Here is a 19737-nt window from a genome sequence, read left to right on the forward strand (position 1 = left end):
ATTCCCATATCATATCTATGTTAACATAACCGGACGGCGTTTTGTTGAAAAACGATGACACTTTCATGAAAAAAGGGTTGAAAGTGTGCTACAATAACAACTTAAGCGCCCAATTCGGCTGCTTCCTGCCAGAATGGGTTGATAGACAAGGTGGTGGATCATAGCTATGAGCAATTCCAATATCCGTGTCGTCGTCGGCATGTCCGGCGGCGTCGATTCGTCCGTGACCGCCCTGCTGCTGAAGCAGCAAGGATACGATGTCATCGGCATCTTCATGAAGAACTGGGATGATACCGACGAGCTCGGCCATTGCACGGCCGAGGAAGACGCGGAAGACGTGCGCCGCGTCTGCGACCAGATCGGCATCCCTTATTATACGGTCAATTTCGAGAAAGCCTACCACGACAAAGTGTTCGCCTACTTTCTCGATGAATACCGGAACGGCCGCACGCCGAACCCCGACGTCATGTGCAACCGTGAAATCAAGTTCGGCGATTTCCTGCAGAAAGCGCTGGAGCTTGGCGCCGACTACTTGGCAACCGGGCACTACGCCCGCCTGGAGCGGACCGCCGACGGCGAATCGAAGCTGCTGCGCGGCGTGGATTCCGGCAAGGACCAGACGTACTTCCTGCACGCGCTGCGGCAGGATCAGCTGGCGAAGGCGATGTTCCCGATCGGCCACCTGCCGAAGCCGGAAGTTCGCCGGATCGCCGAGGAATTCGGCCTGGCGACGGCCAAGAAGAAGGACAGCACCGGCGTCTGCTTCATCGGCGAACGCAACTTCAAGCAGTTCCTGAGCGGCTATTTGCCCGCGCAGCCCGGTCCGATGATCGATATCATGACCGGCGAGACGAAGGGCCGACACGACGGCCTGATGTACTATACGCTCGGCCAGCGCCAAGGGCTCGGCATCGGCGGCTCCGGCAGCGGCGAGCCGTGGTTCGTCGCGGACAAGGACTTGAAGGAGAACATCCTGTACGTGGTGCAGGGAGATGCGCATCCCAGCTTGTACTCGGCCGGCTTGACCGCGACGGGCATCAATTGGATCTCCCCGGCCAAGCCGAATGGCGAGTTCGTCTGCACGGCGAAATTCCGTTACCGTCAACCGGACCAGCAGGTGAAGGTGACGTTCCGTCCCGACGGGTCGACGGCCGATGTCGTCTTCGCCGAGCGGCAGAAAGCGATCACGCCCGGCCAAGCCGTCGTCTTCTATGACGGGGACGTCTGTCTCGGCGGCGGCACGATCGATATCGTGAAGAAATAACCGAAGCTTCCGGGAAAGGGAATGGAAGCGATGAAGAGCAACCATGACAAGAAGAGACGGCCGAATGGCCGTCTCTTCGTTTATGATGACGCGGCAAGAGCGTCCGTTCAGCCCGTCTCCGCCTGCAAGTTATCTTCAATCAGCAGCTCCTCGTCGGCATCGTTAACCGCGTGCTTGCGGATCTGGATGCGCGAGATACGCAGATGATCGGTTTCCTCGATAATGAATTCGAAGCCGATCGGATGCACGACCCGCTGTCCTTGCGTCGGCGGATTCTCGAGCTGCGCGTACATCCAGCCCCCGATCGTATCGTAATCGTCGCTTTCGATCTCCGTGCCGAAGCAGCTGTTCACTGCCTCGATCAGCATCATGCCGTTGACGGAATGCGAGCCGTCCTCCTTCGGTTCGACATCGGGTCGTTCCTCGTCGAATTCGTCCTGAATTTCGCCGACGATTTCCTCCATGATGTCTTCCAAAGTGACAAGGCCCGACGTGCCGCCGTATTCGTCGATCAGAATGGCGATTTGCGTCTTCTTCTTCTGCATCAGCTTGAGCAGCGTGCTGATATGCATCGAATCCGGCACCGTCGTCATCGGCCGGGCGATTTCCCGGATGTCTTCAATGTGCTGACGGGATACCTTCAACAGATCTTTTATATGAATGAAACCGATAATGTTGTCTTTGTCCTTCTCGCATAAGGGATAACGGGTATGCATTTCCTTCAGCGCGATCGCTTGGTTCTCCTCGAACGGCAGGTTCGCGTACAGACAGATCATTTCGGTACGTGGAATCATGATTTCCCTGGCATGGGTTTCGGCGAATTCGAAAATATTGTCGACCAGCGTAAGCTCCGTATTATCGATGAGACCGGACTTGTGGCTTTCCTTCATCAGGATGCGGATTTCCTCTTCCGTATGAGCCGATTCATGCTCGGCCGCGGGCTCGATGCCGATGCTCTTCAACATGCCGTTCGCCATGCCGTTCAACAGATAAATGAACGGATACATCACTTTATGAAAGGCGATCAGCGGAACGGCCGTCCACAGCGTTACAGGCTCCGCCTTGCGGATGGCGTACGTCTTGGGAGCAAGCTCGCCAAGCACGATATGGAAGACGGTGATGACCGAGAAGGCGACAATGAATGAAATGGTCGAGACGGCAACCTCGCCAAGGCGAAGCTTCTCCAGCAGCGGTTCGAGAATATGCGACACGGTCGGCTCTCCGACCCAGCCCAATCCGAGCGAAGCCAACGTAATGCCCAGCTGACAGGCCGATAAGTAAGCATCCAAATTCGAAGTCAGCAGCGATGCGAACCGCGCCTTGCGATTGCCGTCCTGGACGAGCGTATCGATTCGGCTGCTTCTTACTTTAACCATGGCAAACTCGGCGGCAACGAAAAATCCGTTTAGAAAGACGAGCACCAAAATCAATACGATGCTCCACGCTATGGGTAACGGGTCACTACTCAATGATTCCCTGCTCGCCGTTCGCGCCGTAAGCCGCGATCACGACCAACAGGTGCACCTCCTTCAGGGAATAAAAATTATAAATTTCTTTTATAATACTACATTAGACGATGACCGGACTTTCCGTCAAATGCCGTCATCCCACCTTCTGGCCCGAATTCGGGTTTTACTCATGCTTATTCTGTAAAGGTCGGCCTTTATGCACCGTTTTCGCGCTCCTGCTAGCGTTATTGACCGCTAAGGTGCAAGAAGCTACTTTCTTCGCTCTTGATTTTGGCGGATTTTATCCTCCATGCCCTGCTGCGTCGCTTTATAGAACTTTTTGTTCGCGATGCGCTCCGGCAAGTAATCCTGCTTCACGTAATGATTCGGATAATCATGCGGATATTGATAACCGACATGCCCGAGCCGTTCGGCCCCGCTGTAATGCGTATCCCGCAAATGGAGCGGAACGTCGGCCGAGCCGATGCTTTCGATCGTCGACATGACATTGCCGATCGCGACCGCCGCCGCATTGGATTTCGGGCTCTCCACCGCGAACAGAATCGCTTGCGCGATGTTGTATTTGGCTTCCGGCCAGCCGATCTTGTGATAAGCGTCCATCGCCGTCACGGCCTGTACCATCGCCTGCGGATTGGCCAGTCCGATATCCTCGCTGCACGCGACGATCAGCCGGCGAAGGAACGTCATCGGATCCATCCCCAGCTTCTCGACGGCGTAGAGGAACCAGAACAACGCCGCGTCGCTGGAGCCCCTGACGCTCTTGTGGAAGGCGGACAGCACGTCGTACTGCGTCGATTCGTCGGCGCGAACGGTCGGCTTGCGGATCGATTCCTCCGCCACCTCGAGCGTGACGTCGACCGTGCCGTCCGGCTGCGACGGCGTCGTCACGGCGGCCAGCTCCAGCGCGTTCAGCGCCCGGCGAATGTCTCCGCCCGCCATGGAGGCGATATGCTGCAGCGCCTCTTCCGCGACGCGCAGCTTCATGAATCCGAGTCCGCGCTCCGGGTCGGCTAGCGCCCGGCGCATCGCTTCCAGCGCGTCTTCCCGCGTCAGCGCTTCCAACTGGAACAGCGTCGAACGGGACAGCAAAGCGCCGTTCACGTAGTGGAACGGGTTCTCCGTCGTCGCGCCGATGAAGACGATAATGCCCTGCTCGACGGCCGGCAGCAGCGCATCCTGTCTGGAAGCGTTGAACCGGTGCACCTCGTCGAGGAACAGGATCGTTTTGCGCCCGTACATCGACTTCGTGATCTTCGCTTGATCGATCACGGCCCGGACATCCTTCACGGTCGCGTCGACGGCGTTTAATTTCACGAAATCGCCCTGTGTGCGTTTGGATATAATATGGGCGAGCGTCGTCTTGCCGCATCCCGGAGGGCCGTACAGCAGAATGGACGACACTTGGTCGCCTTCGATCGCCCTGCGCAGCAGCTTGCCCGGTCCGACGACGTCGCGCTGTCCGATATATTCGTCGATCGTCTGAGGGCGCATGCGGTCCGCGAGCAGCTTCGCTCTCGGCTGCGCTTCCTCTTCGTTATAGGTAAACAAATCCATCCGCATCACGTCCCTTTCCGCCCTATCATATCACACTAGCACACATGTTCGCCATGCAAGGGGAGCCGGGAAAGCCAAGAAGCCTTCCCCATGCGGAGAAGGCTTCTCGGTTCCGATCTGACGTTCCTGCCTGCCGTTAACCCGTAAACGTCTGAACCAGCAAATAGATATTCAGTGCCGCAATAACGACCGCTACGACCCATGCCAATATTTTGAGCCAGAGCGGATTCGCGAAATTGCCCATCTTCTTCTTGTCGCTCGTGAATTTCACCAGCGGGATGACCGCGAAGGATAGCTGCAGGGACAGGATGACCTGGCTCAGGATAAGCAGCTCTCCCGTTCCCTTTGCGCCGTAGATCCAGGTTACGATGACTGCGGGCACGACGGCGATCATCCGCGTGATCAGCCTTCTGAGCCATGGTTTGAGGCGGATATTCAGGAAGCCCTCCATGACGATCTGGCCCGCAAGCGTGCCGGTCAAGGTGGAGTTCTGTCCCGAGGCCAGCAGGGCGACGCCGAACAGTACGCTTGCCGCGGCCGTTCCCAGCATCGGCGACAACAGGTGATACGCGTCCTCGATCTCCGCCACTTCCGTATGGCCCGTCGTATGGAACGTCGAAGCCGCGATAATGAGGATGGCGGCATTGATGAACAGGGCGAAGAATAAGGCGATGCTGGAATCCCATGTCGCGTATTTGATCGCTTGGCGCTTGCCGAGCTCCGTCTGCTCGTATTGCCGCGTTTGAACGATGGACGAGTGCAAATACAGATTATGCGGCATGACCGTCGCGCCGAGAATCCCGATCGCGATATAGAGCATGGTCGGATCCGATACGATGTCGCCGGTCGGAATGAAGCCCTGCATGACCGCGCCCACCTCGGGCCGGGACCAGAACATTTCGATCAGGAAGCAGCCGCCGATCGTGACGATGAGCACGATGACGAGCGTTTCGATGAAGCGGAACCCTTTATTTTGCAGCAGCAGCACGAGGAGCACGTCCACGACGGTCAATAACACCCCGGCTATCAGCGGTATGCCGAACAGCAAATTAAGCGCGATCGCCGATCCGATGACTTCCGCAAGGTCGCAGGCTGCAATGGCCAGCTCGCAAAGCACCCACAGCGCCATGGATACCGGCTTGCTGTAATGGTCTCTGCATGCCTGCGCCAAATCCCGGCCGGTTACGATGCCGAGCTTGCCCGCCAGCGCTTGAAGCAGGATCGCCATCAGGTTGGACAGCAGAATGACGAACAAGAGCGAATAGCCGAATTTCGAACCGCCCGCCAAGTCGGTCGCCCAGTTGCCCGGGTCCATGTAGCCGACGGCAACCAGGTAGCCGGGACCCGCGAAGGCCAGAAATTTGCGAAACCACGAGCCGTGCTTCGGTATTTTCATTGAACGATATACTTCAGGGAGCGTGTTCGCGCTCTTGTCTTTCCGCCAGCCGTTCTCTTGAACCAACGGTGCCGATTGATTGCTGCTCATTGCCTTTCACCTCTTTATGTTCGTCTTTATTATGAATTCCGAGATGGATATAACCTAGAAGTATGCATCCGGGAAACCATTGTTTCCTAATTTCATTGTACACCACCAAAAAAGTTTGTCAAAGGCAACTTTTGTTGACTGGGACAAATTTCATGGCCTCGTCTAATATTTCGCCGGTTCATTTCGGCCGTGCAACACAAGAAAAAAAGCAGGCTTACCGGGGATCGACGGCTGTCGATGCTCCGATAAACCTGCTTCTAATTTACACGCGAACGCATGCTGAACGATGCTCATGCCGCTCCATCCTACGCCTGCGGCTTGTCCGACGGGCGCTTCAGCTGCTGCCGAAGCTTCTCCTTCATCTCGCCGATGCGCTTCGCGCGGGTTACTTCCTGCTTCGCTTCGTTGATCCAGCGCAAGTATTCTTTGCGATGCGACGGCGCCAGCTCCGCGAAGAACGCTGCGGCTTCCGGCACGCTCGCCAGTGCCGCCTGCACGTCATCCGGGACGACGATTTCCTTCACCATCGACACGCCGGCCGTGCGGCTCGCATCCGCTGCGCGGCTCGCTCTCGCGCCGGCCTGCACCATGCCGGCGGGACGGAAACGCATCGCCGACCACGCATCGTCGACCGATACGAGAGAGACGCCCTCCCAGCCCGCTTCCTTCACGACTTTCCAGCCGCGGTCGCGGTTGATGTCCGTCTTGATCTTGGACGTGCCCTTCGGATAACAGATCCAGAGCAGCCCGTCCTTCTTGACCGCCTTGAGCGCTTTGGGAGCATGCTCCGTCAGCGATGCGATATCTTTGGCGAACAGCATGACGAAATCGTACGTGCCGGCGTCCATCTCGCTGAACGGCTCGGCGTTCTCCGCGCCGAGCGATTCCTTGTACGAATCGTCGGGCGTTTCAAGCAGGGCGGTGCGCATGTCCAGCGACAGCCTCAGTTTATTCATCAGTTCTACGTTCATATCGGTTGGCCTCCTGATGCCAGCAAATCTTTGACGACCTCGCTTACCATGATCAGTCCCGCAACGGGCGGCACGAACGCATTGCTTGCAGGGGGCTGCTGCGCTTTGCGGATCTCCGGCGCGTTCTCGGGCACGATCCGCTGCGTAACGTCCGCGCGCGGCTTCATCGGCTCCTCCGTCGAGAAGACGACTTTCACGCCTTTCTTGATGCCTTCCTTCCGCAGCTTCTGGCGGACGACGCGGGCGATCGGATCCATCGACGTCTTGGAAATGTCCGCGACCTGGAAGCGCGACGGATCCATCTTGTTCGCGGCTCCCATGCTGGAGATGATCGGAATTTGCCGCTCCAGGCACTGCTTGATGAGGTGGATCTTGTACATGATCGTATCGGAAGCGTCGACGACGTAATCGAGCTCGTACTCGAACAGCTTCTCGTACGTCTCCTCCGTATAGAACATGCGCAGCGAAACGGCGTCGCATTCGGGGTTGATCAGCTTGATCCGGTCGCGCATCAGATCCGCCTTCGGCTGGCCGACCGTCGTCGTCAGCGCATGAATTTGACGGTTGATGTTCGTGATGTCGACGACGTCCTTGTCGATCAGAATAATGCGTCCGACGCCTGTCCGCGCCAGCGCTTCCGCCGCGATGGAGCCGACGCCGCCGATGCCGAGCACCGCAATGGTGCTCCCTTTCATAATATCCATCCCCTCCGGGCCGATCGCCAGCTCCGTGCGGGAAAATTGATGCAGCATTCTTACACACACCTCCATGGGCGATATACGGGAAAACCTCTGTTATACGCGATTCTCGAACGCTTATCCGTTCTTATGCGGTAACGAATCCGGCTTCCGCCCGCATGGCTAGCGGACGAAAGCCGGGTAGTGGATTAGTTTTGCGGTGCCGGCGCGGCGCCGGCGGCTGCTGCCTCAGGCTGCTTGGCCGCTTTCTGAATCGTGCGGATATGCAGCTGCTGCAGCTGGGCGATATCCACTTCGGACGGAGCGTCGGTGAGCAGATCCGTCGCGCTGGCCGTCTTCGGGAACGCGATCGTCTCGCGCAGGTTCGTGCGGCCTGCAAGCAGCATGACGAGACGGTCGAAGCCGAACGCGAAGCCGCCGTGCGGAGGCGTGCCGTAATCGAACGCGTCGAGCAGGAAGCCGAATTTCTCATGCGCTTCTTCGAGCGTGAAGCCGAGCGCCTTGAACATCATCTCCTGCACGTCGCGCTTGTAGATCCGCATCGAGCCGCCGCCTACTTCGTAACCGTTCAAGACAAGGTCGTACGCTTGCGCGCGGATGTCGCCCGGGTTCGAGTTGAACAGCTCCAGGTCGTTGTCGTTCGGACGCGTGAACGGATGGTGTTCCGCCACGTAACGCTTCGCTTCCTCGTCGTAGCCGAGCAGCGGGAAGTCTACGACCCACTCCAGCTTGAACTTCGATTCGTCGATCAGACCGAGCTGCTTGCCGATCTTCAAACGCAGGTTGCCCAGCACATCCGCGACGACTTTCTTCTTATCCGCGGAGAACAGCAGCAGGTCGCCTTCTTCGACGCCGAGACGCTCCGTCATGGCCGCGATTTCTTCGGGCTTGAAGAATTTCACGATCGGGCCGCGCCATTCGCCTTCCTTCACCGTTACCCAAGCAAGGCCTTTGCCGCCGTAGCGCGCCGCGAACGGCTGCAGGTCGTCAAGCTCCTTGCGGCTCCAGCTCGCGCAGCCTTTGGCGTTCAGCGCCTTGACGACGCCGCCGCTCGCCGATACCGACGCGAATACTTTCACGTCGCTGGCCGCCACGATGTCCGTGATATCCTCCATCTCCATGCCGAAACGAAGATCAGGCTTGTCGGAACCGTACTTGTTCATCGCGTCCGCGTACGTAATGCGCTGGAACGGACGCGGGATGTCGACGTTGACCGTCTCCTTGAACAGCTTCGCGACGAGCTCTTCCATCAGGTCGAGCAGCTGGTCCTGGGACAGGAACGACGTCTCGATGTCGACTTGCGTGAACTCCGGCTGACGGTCCGCGCGCAGGTCTTCGTCGCGGAAGCAGCGCGCGATCTGGTAGTAGCGTTCAAGGCCGCTGACCATGAGCAGCTGCTTGAAGATTTGCGGCGATTGCGGCAGGGCGAAGAATTCGCCCGGATGCACGCGGCTCGGCACGAGATAATCGCGCGCGCCTTCCGGCGTGCTCTTCGTCAGGATCGGCGTCTCGACGTCGATGAAGCCCTGGCCGTCGAGGAAGTCGCGGAACACTTTCGCCGCTTTGGAACGAAGCAGCAGCGTCTTCTGCATTTCCGGACGGCGCAGGTCCAGGTAGCGGTACTTCAAACGCAGCGACTCGTCGACGTCGACGCCGTCTTCGATCGGGAACGGAGGCGTCTTCGCCGCGTTCATGATTTCGATTTCCGTGACGCGGATTTCGATTTCGCCCGTCGCGATGTTCGTGTTGACCGTCTCGGCGTCGCGTTCAACGACTTGGCCGCGGACCGCAAGCACGTATTCGTTGCGCGCGCGGTCGGCGATGGCGAGCGCATCTCCGGAGAAGTCCGGGTTGAAGACGATTTGCACAATGCCCGTGCGGTCGCGAAGATCGATGAACAATACTCCGCCAAGGTCGCGGCGGCGTTGTACCCAGCCGTTCAGGGTTACGGTTTGGCCTACTTCCGCTTTCGTCAGTGTTCCGCATGCATGCGTTTTGAGCATCATAATGAATGTTCGACTCCTTTTATAGTAAGTGAATGAAAATACGTTCATGAGGCGCTGCGGCATAACAAACGCCGGCTTAAAGCAGTCGCCGCTACGCGCCTAGAATCGCGTCCGCCAGCCCGTCCAGCGCGACGAACCGCTGCTCGCCCGTCGCCATGTTCTTGAGGGCGATCTCGCCCCGTTGCAGCTCGTCGTCGCCGAGAATGGCCGTGAAGCGCGCTTGCAGCCGATCGGCCGACTTCATCTGCGCTTTCATCTTGCGGCCTTGGTAATCGCGCTCCGCGGCGATGCCGCGCATCCGCAAGCCATGCAGCAAGCGAGTGATTTCGTCATCGGCCGCTTCGCCCAAGCCGACCATGTACACATCGACCTGATGCAGGTTATCGAGCTGCGCGTTCTGGCTTTCCAGAATCATAACGGTGCGCTCCAGCCCGAGCCCGAGGCCGACGCCCGGCTGATCGGGTCCGCCGATATCGGCCACCAGGCCGTTATACCGGCCGCCGCCGCCGATCGTATCGATGGCGCCGATGCCTTCCGCCTTGTACTCGAACGCCGTATGCGTGTAGTAGTCGAGGCCGCGGACGAGGCGCGGATTCACGCTGAACGGAATCCGCATCCCCGTAAGATGCCGCTTGAGCGCTTCAAAGTGGGTGCTGCACGCTTCGTCGAGGCTGTCCAGGATGGACGGCGCTCCCTCGAAGTGATGCTGATCCACCTTGCAGTCCAGCACGCGCAGCGGATTGCGGTCCATGCGGGATTGGCAGTCCTTGCACAAGATCTCGCGCTTCGGCTCCAGGAAGGCCAGCAGCCGTTCCCGGAACGCCGCGCGCACCGCGGGGGTGCCGACGGAGTTGATTTCAACCCGTACGTCCTTGAGCCCGACTTCGGCGTAGAACGCATACCCGAGCGCGATCACTTCCGCATCAAGCGCCGGATCGACCGCGCCGAGCGCCTCGACGCCGAACTGGTGGAATTGTCTGTACCGTCCGGCCTGCTGACGCTCGTAGCGGAACATCGGGCCGATATAGTACAGCTTCGTCAAATCCGGCTCGCCGTACAGCTTGTTCTCGACGTAAGCGCGGACGGCGCCCGCCGTTCCTTCCGGACGGAGCGTCAGGCTGCGGTCCCCGCGGTCGGTGAACGTGTACATTTCTTTCTCGACGATATCCGTCGTCTCGCCGACGCCCCTCTTGTACAGCTCCGTCATCTCGAAGATCGGGGTGCGGATTTCACGGAAATTGAACCGCCGGCAAATGTCGCGCGCCACGCGTTCGACATACTGCCATTTCTCCACGGCGCCCGGCAGGAAATCCTGCGTGCCCGGTGGTTTCTGAAACGCCATTGCAGCTTCCTCCTTGAACGTTGAAATCAAAAAAGCTCCCGTCCTCCGCCTGCATCAGGCTAAAGGGACGAGAGCTGTCGTTTACGAAGCAATCGTGGTACCACCCACATTCCGAAACAGCGGGATAACCCGCGAGGTTTCGCTTTATCCGGTTAACGCCCGGCTACGCATTACAGCTACTGAACAAGCGCGGTGCATGAGCTTGCAGGTTCGCCGCATGTCCTCAAGGGGGTCTATTCGCTCCAGCACGCCGAGGATTCTTCCAGCCAAGGAATCCATCTCTGAGTCGGTGCAGACAGAGCGAAGCTGTCCTATCATCGGATCGACACATTATTTCGTATATCTTAGCATTCCAGTTTTGACCTGTCAATATACATCCGTACCGCCTGTTGTTCGTCTGTGATAATGTCACCCTGTAACTGTTCTGAGATAATGTCACTATGAGACAGGAGACCATGACATTGACGAACACAGAGCTGAAGAAGGTATTGGTTGTGGAGAAAGTGTTGGATGGACACATGACGAATGAGGAAGGAGCTGCCCTGCTGGGGCTTTCGGTTAGACAGGTTCAACGTCTGAAAAAACGTTATCAAGTCGGAAACGCTGGGGGGATCGCTCACGGCAATCGCGGACGTAAGCCCGTTCATGCCTTGTCCGCGGAAATCAAGGATCGAGTCGCGGAACTTTACACACAAAAGTATCAAGGCAGCAACAGCTGTCACTTTGCCGAACTGCTTGCTGAGCATGAGGGGATTGAACTAAGCGGCGTCAGCACACGTCGCATTCTCCTCACCAAGGGTTTGAAATCGGCGAAACAGCGTAGACGTTCGAAGGTGCACCAGCCCCGTAAACGTCGCTCCCAAGTCGGTATGCTTTGGCAGATCGACGCAACTCCGTATGCTTGGCTCGAGGATCGTGCCCCTGTCTTTGCCCTTCACGCCGCCATCGACGACGCTACCGGCATCGTGACAGGCGCCGTATTCATGCCCACTGAATGCCGCGAAGGGTATTCGCTTGTGATGATGCAGGGAATCAAGAAACAAGGCATCCCACTCGGACTCTACAGCGATCGCCACACCATCTTCCGTTCGCCGAACGAGAAACTTACCTTGGAGCAGCAGCTTGCTGGCATGACCAAGCCCCTCTCGCACTTTGGCAAGGCTATGCATGAATTGGGCATCGAACACATCAAGGCCGTCACGCCGCAAGCCAAGGGCCGCATTGAGCGCCTCTGGGTGACGCTGCAGGACCGCCTCGTCATTGAGCTGCGATTGCTCGGTGTATCGACCATCGAGGAGGCCAATAAGGCACTCCCCAAGCTTATCGCCAAGCACAACAAGCAGTTTGCCGTAGCCCCCGTATCTGCCGACTCCGCTTACCGCAAGCTTGGCAAGGACGTACGCTTAGAGCATGTATTCACGACACGTGAACATCGTAAGCTGGGTACGGGCCGAACGCTTTCGTACGGCGGGAGGATTTACACCTTCGCCAAGGCGGTACCGGGACACTGGGATGCCAAATCCGTTGTCGAGGTCCGAGAGACACTTAGCGGGGCCTTGCTGATCTGGCACAACGGAGAGGCCTTAATGCTGAAGGAGACCACGAAAGCGGTCCGACAGGCGGAGAAGAAGCCCAATAAAAAAGCGGGTATTGCGCAGCCACGCAAACCCGCCGCTGACCATCCTTGGAAAAGGACGTATCAGGTACACCAAAAACAGATTCAGAATACCACAATGCAAGGCCGAAACCAAGCCACCTGACGGTGGCTTTAAACTCAACGGGGGTGACATTTTCACAGAACAGTTAGGGTGACATTCTCTCAGACAATTGACATATACATCCGTACCGCCCCATCCAGGCCTGAATAAAAACCCAATCCGGAAGAAGACAGAAAAAAACCTACAAACGCGTTGTAGGTCCATCAATAATATATTCAAAAAAGGGGGTCGCTTTGTATTATAGGCTTGTCATGTTAGAGAAACATTGAAAACACGTTACAGTTATATTACAAAAAATAAAGCGATTTCGCGCGATCCGCGTGCATTCGCCTTCGTCCGATCATGTTCGGCATCGTTTCGCATCGCTGCCAGCACAAACTGCCCGCCCGCATTATCTTATGGCGTTTTCGGCGGTACTACCGCCATTCTGCCAAGCTCCCCGCCCGCTTCGATGCCGGATTCCTCGCGGGCCAGCATGATCGCTTCGCGGCGATCGGCGTGCAGCAGCCGTTTGGCAGTCCTCTCAATGCCTTGTTCTTTGCGTGATTGGTGCATGCTAGGTTCGACCTCCGCCGTATTCCGCGCCATCCGTGCGCGTGCTTATCAGCATCTAGTCTGCCCGCTTCCGGTCATTTCAACACGCATCGAGCGAATTCGGTCCGTCTGACTCGACGCTGCCTGCATCGGACTCGCCGCAGCCCTCTCGGATTCGTCCTTGTCCGTTCGCCCGTCAATGCAAAAAGACGGCATGCGCATGCCGCCGGATTGGCCAAAAACTATGCCAAAACACTATAGTAGGATCCGGATTCGCGCTGACTCGCGTCAGCTTGCACCCTGCACCATGCCCATGGAGAGATCCAGCGGCCGCTTCGCCGGTCTGGAATGGACGAGACTGCCGCTGCGTCATGACCTATTCGTCTGCATGTCGGCTAGGCCGCAATTCGACCAACCGAGCAAACTAACGGACAGGAGATCCGCTATTCGCTTCTTGATCACCTGTCTTCCTAGGTTCGCGGACAGGAAATCCTTTATTCGGGCCGATTGCCATGTTTTCGGTGCCAGCCGGGGACAATAACGGATCCTGTGTCCGATCGCGAACTTCGAAAGCCGATTTTGTCAAAATAACGGAATCTCTGTCCGCCGGGCTCGGCGGGATTCCTTTCAATCCATGCGCACTTGACTAATCTAGGCACCCTGACAGCCTGACGGCATGTGCTGGCGACTTCCTTGCTAGCTTCCGATTTTGCTTCCGCGCCTGCTTACGATTTGCTGTCGACAATCAACGTAACCGGTCCCCAGTTCGTCAGCGACACGTCCATCATCGCCCCGAAACGGCCGGTCTGCACCTCGAGCCCGGACGCGCGAAGCGCTTCGTTGAACGCGTCATACTGGGCCTCCGCTTGCTCGGGACGAGCCGCGGCCATGAAATTCGGCCGCCGGCCTTTGCGGCAGTCGCCGTAGAGCGTAAACTGCGACACGGACAGGATCGACCCGCCGATGTCCGCTGCCGACAGGTTCATTTTGCCGCTCTCGTCTTCGAAAATCCGCAAGCCGGCAATCTTGTCGGCCATCCAGCGAATATCGGATTCCGTATCCTCATGGGTCAGGCCGACCAGCAGAACGAGGCCATGCCCGATCGAGCCGACCGTCTCCCCGTCGACGGTAACGGCTGCTTGCTTGCTGCGCTGCACAACCACTTTCATGTTCGATTCCAGCTCCCTAACGCGGCCTTGTTGGCTATTGCATAATCCGTTGAACGGAATAAATATCCTTGACGCGCTTGATGCGCTCCACGACGGACTGCAAATGCTCGATGTTCTTGATGAGCACCGTCATATGAATCAACGCCAATTTGTTTTTGTCCGAACGGGCGGAAACTTCCGAAATGTTCGTCTTGCTCTCCGACACCGCTTGCAGCACTTCGTTCAACAGCCCCGAACGGTCATGCCCCGTAATCTCGATATCGACGCTGTAATTCGCCTCGACCGATTCTTCCCATGCCACTTCGATCATCCGCGCCGCTTCTTCCCCTTCGGCGCTCGACGTCAGATTCGTGCAGTCCGCGCGATGGACGGATACGCCTCGGCCGCGCGTAATATAACCGACGATGGCATCGCCCGGAACCGGATTGCAGCAGCGGGCGAAGCGGACGAGCAAATTGTCCACGCCTTTGACCGATACGCCGTGCGTCGGCCGCGACTTGCGAAGCGAGGTCGACGACTTCACTTCCTTCATTTCGTTCGTCAGGACGATCTGGCTCGCCTCTTCGGCTTCCTTGCGCATCTTCTCGGTCAGCTTCGTGCAGATCTGGGCGGCGGTGATGCCGCCGAACCCTACGGCGGACAGCATATCCTCGATGTCGTTGAACGTATATTTGTACGCCGCTTCCTGCAGCTGTGCATCCGACATCAGGCTCGGCGGCTCGAGTCCGAGACGCTTCAGCTCGCGCTCGATCGCCTCGCGGCCTTTGACGATGTTCTCTTCGCGGCGTTCCTTCTTGAACCACTGCTTGATCTTGCTGCGCGCGTGGGAGGACTGGGCGATCTTGATCCAGTCCTGGCTCGGGCCGTAGGAATGCTTCGACGTCAAGATCTCGACGATATCGCCGGTCTTCAGCTTATAGTCGAGCGGAACGATGCGGCCGTTCACCTTGGAGCCGATCGTCCGGTTGCCGACCTCGGTATGGATTCGGTAGGCGAAATCGAGCGGCACGGCGCCGGCCGGCAGCTCGAACACTTCGCCTTTCGGCGTAAACACGAACACAAGGTCGGAGAAAAAGTCCATCTTGAGCGATTCGACGAATTCCGACGCGTCCCGCGCTTCGTGCTGCAGCTCGATGATTTCGCGGAACAGCGTCAGTTTGTCCTCGAACGAGCCCGACGGGACGACGCCGCCTTCCTTGTACGCCCAGTGCGCCGCGATCCCGAACTCGGACGTGCGGTGCATTTCCCAGGTGCGGATCTGCACTTCGGTCGGTTCGCCGGTCGGACCGATCACGGTCGTATGCAGCGACTGGTACATGTTCGCCTTCGGCATCGCGATATAATCCTTGAACCGGCCGGGCATCGGCTTCCACAGCGTGTGGATGATGCCGAGCGTCGCGTAACAGTCCTTGATATTGTCGACGATAATCCGAATCGCGAGCAGGTCGTAAATTTCGTTGAACTGCTTGCTCCGCGACGTCATTTTCTTATAGATGCTGTAAATATGCTTCGGCCGCCCCGAAATATCGCCTTCGATGCCCATGTCGTCAAGCTTCTCGCGAATGCGGGCGATGACGTCGGAGATGTACTGCTCCCGCTCCGCGCGCTTCTTCTTCATGAGATTGGCGATCCGGTAATACTGCTGCGGATTCAAATAGCGGAGGGCGATGTCCTCCATTTCCCATTTGATCGCGGAAATGCCGAGCCGATGCGCGATCGGGCAGAAGATCTCCAGCGTCTCGTAGGCGATCCGCCGCTGCGCTTCCTCGGATTGATACTTGAGCGTGCGCATATTATGAAGCCGGTCGGCCAGCTTGATGAGAATGACGCGCATGTCCTGCGCCATCGCGACGAACATTTTGCGGTAATTCTCGTTCTGCTGCTCTTCCTTGGAACGGAATTGAATCTTCTCCAGCTTGGTCAAACCATCCACGACGGCCGCGCATGCCTCGCCGAACCGGGAGCGCACTTCCTCCAGCGGAACGGTCGTATCTTCGACCACATCATGAAGGAGCGCCGCGATAATCGACAATACGTCCATCTGCATATTGACGAGAATTTCCGCAACGGCTACAGGATGCAATATATACGGCTCGCCCGACTTGCGCACTTGCCCGTGATGGGCTTGATCGGCAAATTCATAAGCTTCCGTAATTCGTTTCAAGTCTTGTTCCTTCATGTAGGTTGATGCTTTATCGAGTAGCTGCTCTATGCCCATGAATGTTCCTTTCCGGAAAAGCGCGCGTCCGTGCTGCTTTCCAAATCAATTCCGAATGATTCCCGGTCCTGCGAGATCAAGGTGAAATGGTCGCTCATCGTCGTTCTGCCCGCGTTTTTTCTATCATTATGCCTGTTTTCAAGCCTTTCCGTCAACCATCGCGATTGCAGAACGCCGGACGACAGAAGCGGCAGCTTCCGTGTCCGGCGCAGGGCGAATCCCAATTAATAGGTCACGAGCGAGAAAATATCGATATTGCCGAGTTTGCTGCGCCCGTCCAAATAGCCGAGCTCGATCAGGAACGCCGCGCCGACCACTTCGCCGCCGAGCTGCTCGATCAGGTTGATCGTCGTCGCGATCGTTCCGCCCGTCGCGAGCAGGTCGTCGGCGATCAGCACCTTTTGCCCCGGCTTGATGGCGTCCTTGTGAATCGTCAGCTTGTCTTTGCCGTATTCCAGATCGTAGCTGGCCTCGACGACCTCGCCGGGCAGCTTGCCGCTTTTGCGGATCGGCACGAAGCCGGCGCCCATGGACACCGCGAGCGGCGCGCCGATAATGAAGCCGCGCGCTTCCGGTCCTGCGATGAGATCGATCTGCTTGTTCTGGACCGCTTGCTTGATTTCGTTAATGGCCGCGGCGTATACGGCGCCGTTGTTGGTCAGCGTCGTAATGTCTTTGAACCGGATGCCCGGCTGCGGGAAATCGGGGATGACCCGGATATATTCTTTATAATTCATGCGTGGACGACTCCTTCGTTCTGATCATTATGGGTAATACTCTTCTGCACGTTCAGCCACTCCGACAATTGCTTGACCGGCAGGGAGAGAATCGCATTGGACTCCGCTTTCCGGCTGCCGTCGCGGTACGTGCGGGACAGCGACAGCTCCTTCTTGCCCGTCACCGCGCTGAGCGTGATCATGCCGTTCTCGCTGGCGATGAACTGCAGCTCCTCGAATACGCCGAGCATCAAGCCGACGCTCCGCGGGGAACGCTCCAGCCGCTGAGCCAGCGTCTCTCTGCCGCTGCTCTCCGGCAGCGGACATTCGCGCCGCAGCAGCTGGTACAGCCGGCCGAATTCCTCGCGCGTCGGGAATTCGCACTGCTCCTTGTCGATGCCGTAGAGAAGATGCACGGCTTCGAGCTCTTGGCAGGCTGCGACGGCGGCGGACAACCGCTCAGCGGACGGCGGCTTGCCGGCGACGATCAAATGACGGCCTAATACACTTTGCCCGATCAGCTCGTCATATGTCAAGAGCCGAAATGCTGGCGGAAGCTGGAAAGGCGCGGATTGATCGGATTGATCGGATCCGGATTGCTCGGATTGTACCGCGGCTTCCTTCCACTGCTCGTTCGGGACGAGCACGATGCCTCCCGTCTGGGCAATGCCCGTCGCGGACAGCAGGCGGACCGCCGCCGCGACCGAATCGCAATCCGGCTCGCCGCGCTTATCGAACAGCTGAATATGCGGTACGCGCAGATCGCTCAGCATAAATTGCGCCTTGCGCTGGCCGTTCCATTCGTTGATCGCCAATTCGCCGACGACTTCGACTTTCGCACCGCTGGTCAGCCGCTCCGCCAGATGGCCGTACCCGAAGCCGACGGCGTCCAGCATCTTCCCTTGCCCGGCCAGCGACAGCTTCAGATGCGCGCCGTCCTTGCCCATCGTCTTGCGGTCCGCCAGCGTTATGCCGGTCAGGAGCAGTTTGGGCGCCGCGTTGCCCGCGCCGAACGGCTCCAGCTTCGCGAGCTGCTCGCGCACCTTAAGCGTGGCGTCTTCCATCTTGCAGGACAAATCGACCGTCAGCTTAGGCACCCAGTCTTCCGGCTCCAGCCAAGCGTCCGCAAGGCCGGACAGCTTCTCCTCGAACGGAGCGAGGTTGTCGCGGTGCAGCGTCATGCCGGCCGCCGCCTGGTGGCCGCCGTAATGCTCGAGCCATTCCTCGCATTCCGTCAAGGCCGCGTGCAGGTCATAGCCTTCGATGGAGCGGGCCGAGCCCTTGCACTTGCCGGTCTCCGCATCGATGCCGAGAATAATCGTCGGCTTGTAGTGCTTCTCGATCATTTTGGAGGCGACGATGCCGACGACGCCGGCGTTCCATCCTTCGCCCGCCAGCACGATGACCGACGGAGCGGGCTTCCCCGCTTCCTTCGCCGCTTCGCGCTTGGCGGCCCACATCGCTTGCGCCTGCTGCACGATGTCGTCCACGATGCCCTGCCGCTCCTTGTTCAGCGCGTCGAGCCGGAAAGCGCCGGCGGCGGCCGCTTCATCGGTGCCGGCCGTGAGCAGCTCGACCGCGGCATTCGCGTGATCGAGCCGTCCTGCCGCATTGATGCGCGGCGCCATGCTAAACGCGATATGCGTCGCCAGCAATGCCGGCAGCTCGACGCCGCCGACTTCGGCTAACGCCCGGAATCCGGGCTTGTCCGTCTGCCGGAGCTGTTCCAGCCCGAACCGGACGAGCACGCGGTTCTCGTCCGTGAGCGGCATCAGGTCGGCGACCGTGCCCAGCGCCACGACGTCCGTCCATTCCAGCGGCGGCTCGCCGAGCAGCGCCGTCGCCAGCTTGAAGGCGACGCCGACGCCCGCCAGCCCCTTGAACGGATAGTCGCAATCCGCCTGCTTCGGATTCACGATCGCGTATGCGTTCGGCAGGATATGAGGCGGTTCATGGTGATCGGTCACGATTACGTCGATGCCGAGCTCGGCCGCATAGGCGATTTCGTCCACCGCGCTGATGCCGGTGTCGACGGTCACGATCAAAGTCACGCCCGCCGCCGCCGCCGCGTCGAGCGCACGCTTGTTCAAGCCGTACCCTTCCAGCGTCCGATGCGGAATATAGTGGTCGAAGCTCAGCTCCAGCCGTTTGAACAGATACGTCATGAGCGTCGTGGAGGATACGCCGTCGGCATCGTAATCGCCGTATATTCGAACGCGCTCGCCATGCGCTCTCGCAAGCGATATTCGCTCCGAAGCCGCCTTCATTCCTTTCAACAGGAACGGATCATGCAGACACTCGATGCCGCCGTGCAGAAATTGCCTCGCCGACTCCACGCGGTCATAACCGCGCTGCACGAGCAGCCTGGCGACAAGCGGCGATAGCGATAAAGAGCGCGCCAATACCGCCGCGCGGGCTTCGCCTTCCACATCGAGGGACGCGAGGCTCCAGCGTGTTTTTGATTGCAGCAAATCGCTGACACCTCTCTCTATAAGGTGAAACGGCACCGCATGCCTCGCGGCGCGGTGCGTTTCTTGTAGCGGAAAATCCGGGTTGATGCGGCGTGCGATGCCGAGTGCGCTATCGATTAAC

General features: G+C 58.5%; 14 protein-coding genes. 2 read left to right on the plus strand and 12 right to left on the minus strand.

Going from position 1 to position 19737, the window contains the following annotated elements; all coding sequences use genetic code 11:
• Positions 1-166: 166 nt before the first annotated feature.
• Entirely contained in the window at positions 167-1264 is a 1098-nt protein-coding gene (gene mnmA, locus GXP70_RS19965) for a tRNA 2-thiouridine(34) synthase MnmA (RefSeq protein WP_162358458.1), read from the plus strand.
• 107 nt (positions 1265-1371) lie between these two features.
• Here the strand turns inward: mnmA and GXP70_RS19970 are convergent, their stop codons facing one another.
• The 7 genes from GXP70_RS19970 to hisS all read right to left on the minus strand — a co-directional run bounded on the left by GXP70_RS19970 (position 1372) and on the right by hisS (position 10790).
• A complete protein-coding gene (locus GXP70_RS19970) occupies positions 1372-2733 on the minus strand; it encodes a hemolysin family protein (RefSeq protein WP_162358459.1) in 1362 nt (453 codons plus the stop codon).
• A 249-nt stretch (positions 2734-2982) separates the two neighbouring features.
• Positions 2983-4287 carry a replication-associated recombination protein A gene (locus GXP70_RS19975; protein WP_162360574.1) on the minus strand — a complete coding sequence of 435 codons (1305 nt, stop codon included), beginning with the start codon at positions 4285-4287 and terminating at the stop codon, positions 2983-2985.
• 136 nt (positions 4288-4423) lie between these two features.
• Positions 4424-5773: an Nramp family divalent metal transporter gene (locus tag GXP70_RS19980; protein ID WP_162358460.1), complete on the minus strand. Its 1350-nt coding sequence runs from the start codon at positions 5771-5773 to the stop codon at positions 4424-4426.
• A gap of 305 nt (positions 5774-6078) precedes the next feature.
• The gene (locus GXP70_RS19985) at positions 6079-6744 is read right to left on the minus strand and encodes a YdeI/OmpD-associated family protein (RefSeq protein ID WP_162358461.1); all 666 of its coding nucleotides are present in this window, start codon (positions 6742-6744) and stop codon (positions 6079-6081) included.
• A complete protein-coding gene (locus tag GXP70_RS19990) occupies positions 6741-7496 on the minus strand; it encodes a tRNA threonylcarbamoyladenosine dehydratase (protein ID WP_162358462.1) in 756 nt (251 codons plus the stop codon). The genes GXP70_RS19985 and GXP70_RS19990 overlap by 4 nt, the downstream gene beginning before the upstream one ends.
• Positions 7497-7630: 134 nt before the next feature.
• Positions 7631-9448, minus strand: a complete 1818-nt coding sequence (gene aspS, locus GXP70_RS19995; protein ID WP_162358463.1) for an aspartate--tRNA ligase — start codon at positions 9446-9448, stop codon at positions 7631-7633.
• A gap of 91 nt (positions 9449-9539) precedes the next feature.
• Positions 9540-10790, minus strand: a complete 1251-nt coding sequence (hisS, locus tag GXP70_RS20000; protein ID WP_162358464.1) for a histidine--tRNA ligase — start codon at positions 10788-10790, stop codon at positions 9540-9542.
• A gap of 461 nt (positions 10791-11251) precedes the next feature.
• Between hisS and GXP70_RS20005 the strand changes: the two genes are divergently transcribed.
• Positions 11252-12550, plus strand: a complete 1299-nt coding sequence (locus tag GXP70_RS20005) for an ISNCY family transposase (RefSeq protein WP_162360403.1) — start codon at positions 11252-11254, stop codon at positions 12548-12550.
• Between the two features lie 354 nt (positions 12551-12904).
• Here the strand turns inward: GXP70_RS20005 and GXP70_RS29610 are convergent, their stop codons facing one another.
• From GXP70_RS29610 to recJ, 5 genes are all read right to left on the minus strand, one after another.
• The gene (locus GXP70_RS29610) at positions 12905-13063 is read right to left on the minus strand and encodes a hypothetical protein (RefSeq protein ID WP_192043375.1); all 159 of its coding nucleotides are present in this window, start codon (positions 13061-13063) and stop codon (positions 12905-12907) included.
• A gap of 704 nt (positions 13064-13767) precedes the next feature.
• Entirely contained in the window at positions 13768-14211 is a 444-nt protein-coding gene (gene dtd / locus GXP70_RS20010; RefSeq protein ID WP_162358465.1) for a D-aminoacyl-tRNA deacylase, read from the minus strand.
• Positions 14212-14245: 34 nt separating this feature from the next.
• Positions 14246-16429 (minus strand): RelA/SpoT family protein, encoded by a 2184-nt coding sequence (locus GXP70_RS20015; protein WP_162358466.1) that lies wholly within the window; start codon positions 16427-16429, stop codon positions 14246-14248.
• 224 nt (positions 16430-16653) lie between these two features.
• Complete coding sequence (locus GXP70_RS20020) at positions 16654-17166, minus strand: adenine phosphoribosyltransferase (RefSeq protein WP_162358467.1); 513 nt, start codon at positions 17164-17166, stop codon at positions 16654-16656.
• Complete coding sequence (gene recJ / locus GXP70_RS20025; protein WP_162358468.1) at positions 17163-19616, minus strand: single-stranded-DNA-specific exonuclease RecJ; 2454 nt, start codon at positions 19614-19616, stop codon at positions 17163-17165. The genes GXP70_RS20020 and recJ overlap by 4 nt, the downstream gene beginning before the upstream one ends.
• Positions 19617-19737: the final 121 nt, after the last annotated feature.

The sequence above is a fragment of the Paenibacillus lycopersici genome (assembly GCF_010119935.1).
Classification (GTDB): Bacteria; Bacillota; Bacilli; order Paenibacillales; family Paenibacillaceae; genus Paenibacillus_Z; species Paenibacillus_Z lycopersici.

Bases quoted from the DNA above. Each gene is read 5' to 3' on its own strand.
- hisS (WP_162358464.1), bottom strand. From the start codon at position 10,790: ATGGCGTTTCAGAAACCACCGGGCACGCAGGATTTCCTGCCGGGCGCC.
- mnmA (WP_162358458.1), top strand. From the start codon at position 167: ATGAGCAATTCCAATATCCGTGTCGTCGTCGGCATGTCCGGCGGCGTC.
- GXP70_RS20015 (WP_162358466.1), bottom strand. From the start codon at position 16,429: ATGGGCATAGAGCAGCTACTCGATAAAGCATCAACCTACATGAAGGAA.
- GXP70_RS19990 (WP_162358462.1), bottom strand. From the start codon at position 7,496: ATGCTGCATCAATTTTCCCGCACGGAGCTGGCGATCGGCCCGGAGGGG.
- GXP70_RS19985 (WP_162358461.1), bottom strand. From the start codon at position 6,744: ATGAACGTAGAACTGATGAATAAACTGAGGCTGTCGCTGGACATGCGC.
- dtd (WP_162358465.1), bottom strand. From the start codon at position 14,211: ATGAAAGTGGTTGTGCAGCGCAGCAAGCAAGCAGCCGTTACCGTCGAC.
- GXP70_RS19975 (WP_162360574.1), bottom strand. From the start codon at position 4,287: ATGGATTTGTTTACCTATAACGAAGAGGAAGCGCAGCCGAGAGCGAAG.
- GXP70_RS19980 (WP_162358460.1), bottom strand. From the start codon at position 5,773: ATGAGCAGCAATCAATCGGCACCGTTGGTTCAAGAGAACGGCTGGCGG.
- aspS (WP_162358463.1), bottom strand. From the start codon at position 9,448: ATGATGCTCAAAACGCATGCATGCGGAACACTGACGAAAGCGGAAGTA.
- GXP70_RS20020 (WP_162358467.1), bottom strand. From the start codon at position 17,166: ATGAATTATAAAGAATATATCCGGGTCATCCCCGATTTCCCGCAGCCG.
- GXP70_RS29610 (WP_192043375.1), bottom strand. From the start codon at position 13,063: ATGCACCAATCACGCAAAGAACAAGGCATTGAGAGGACTGCCAAACGG.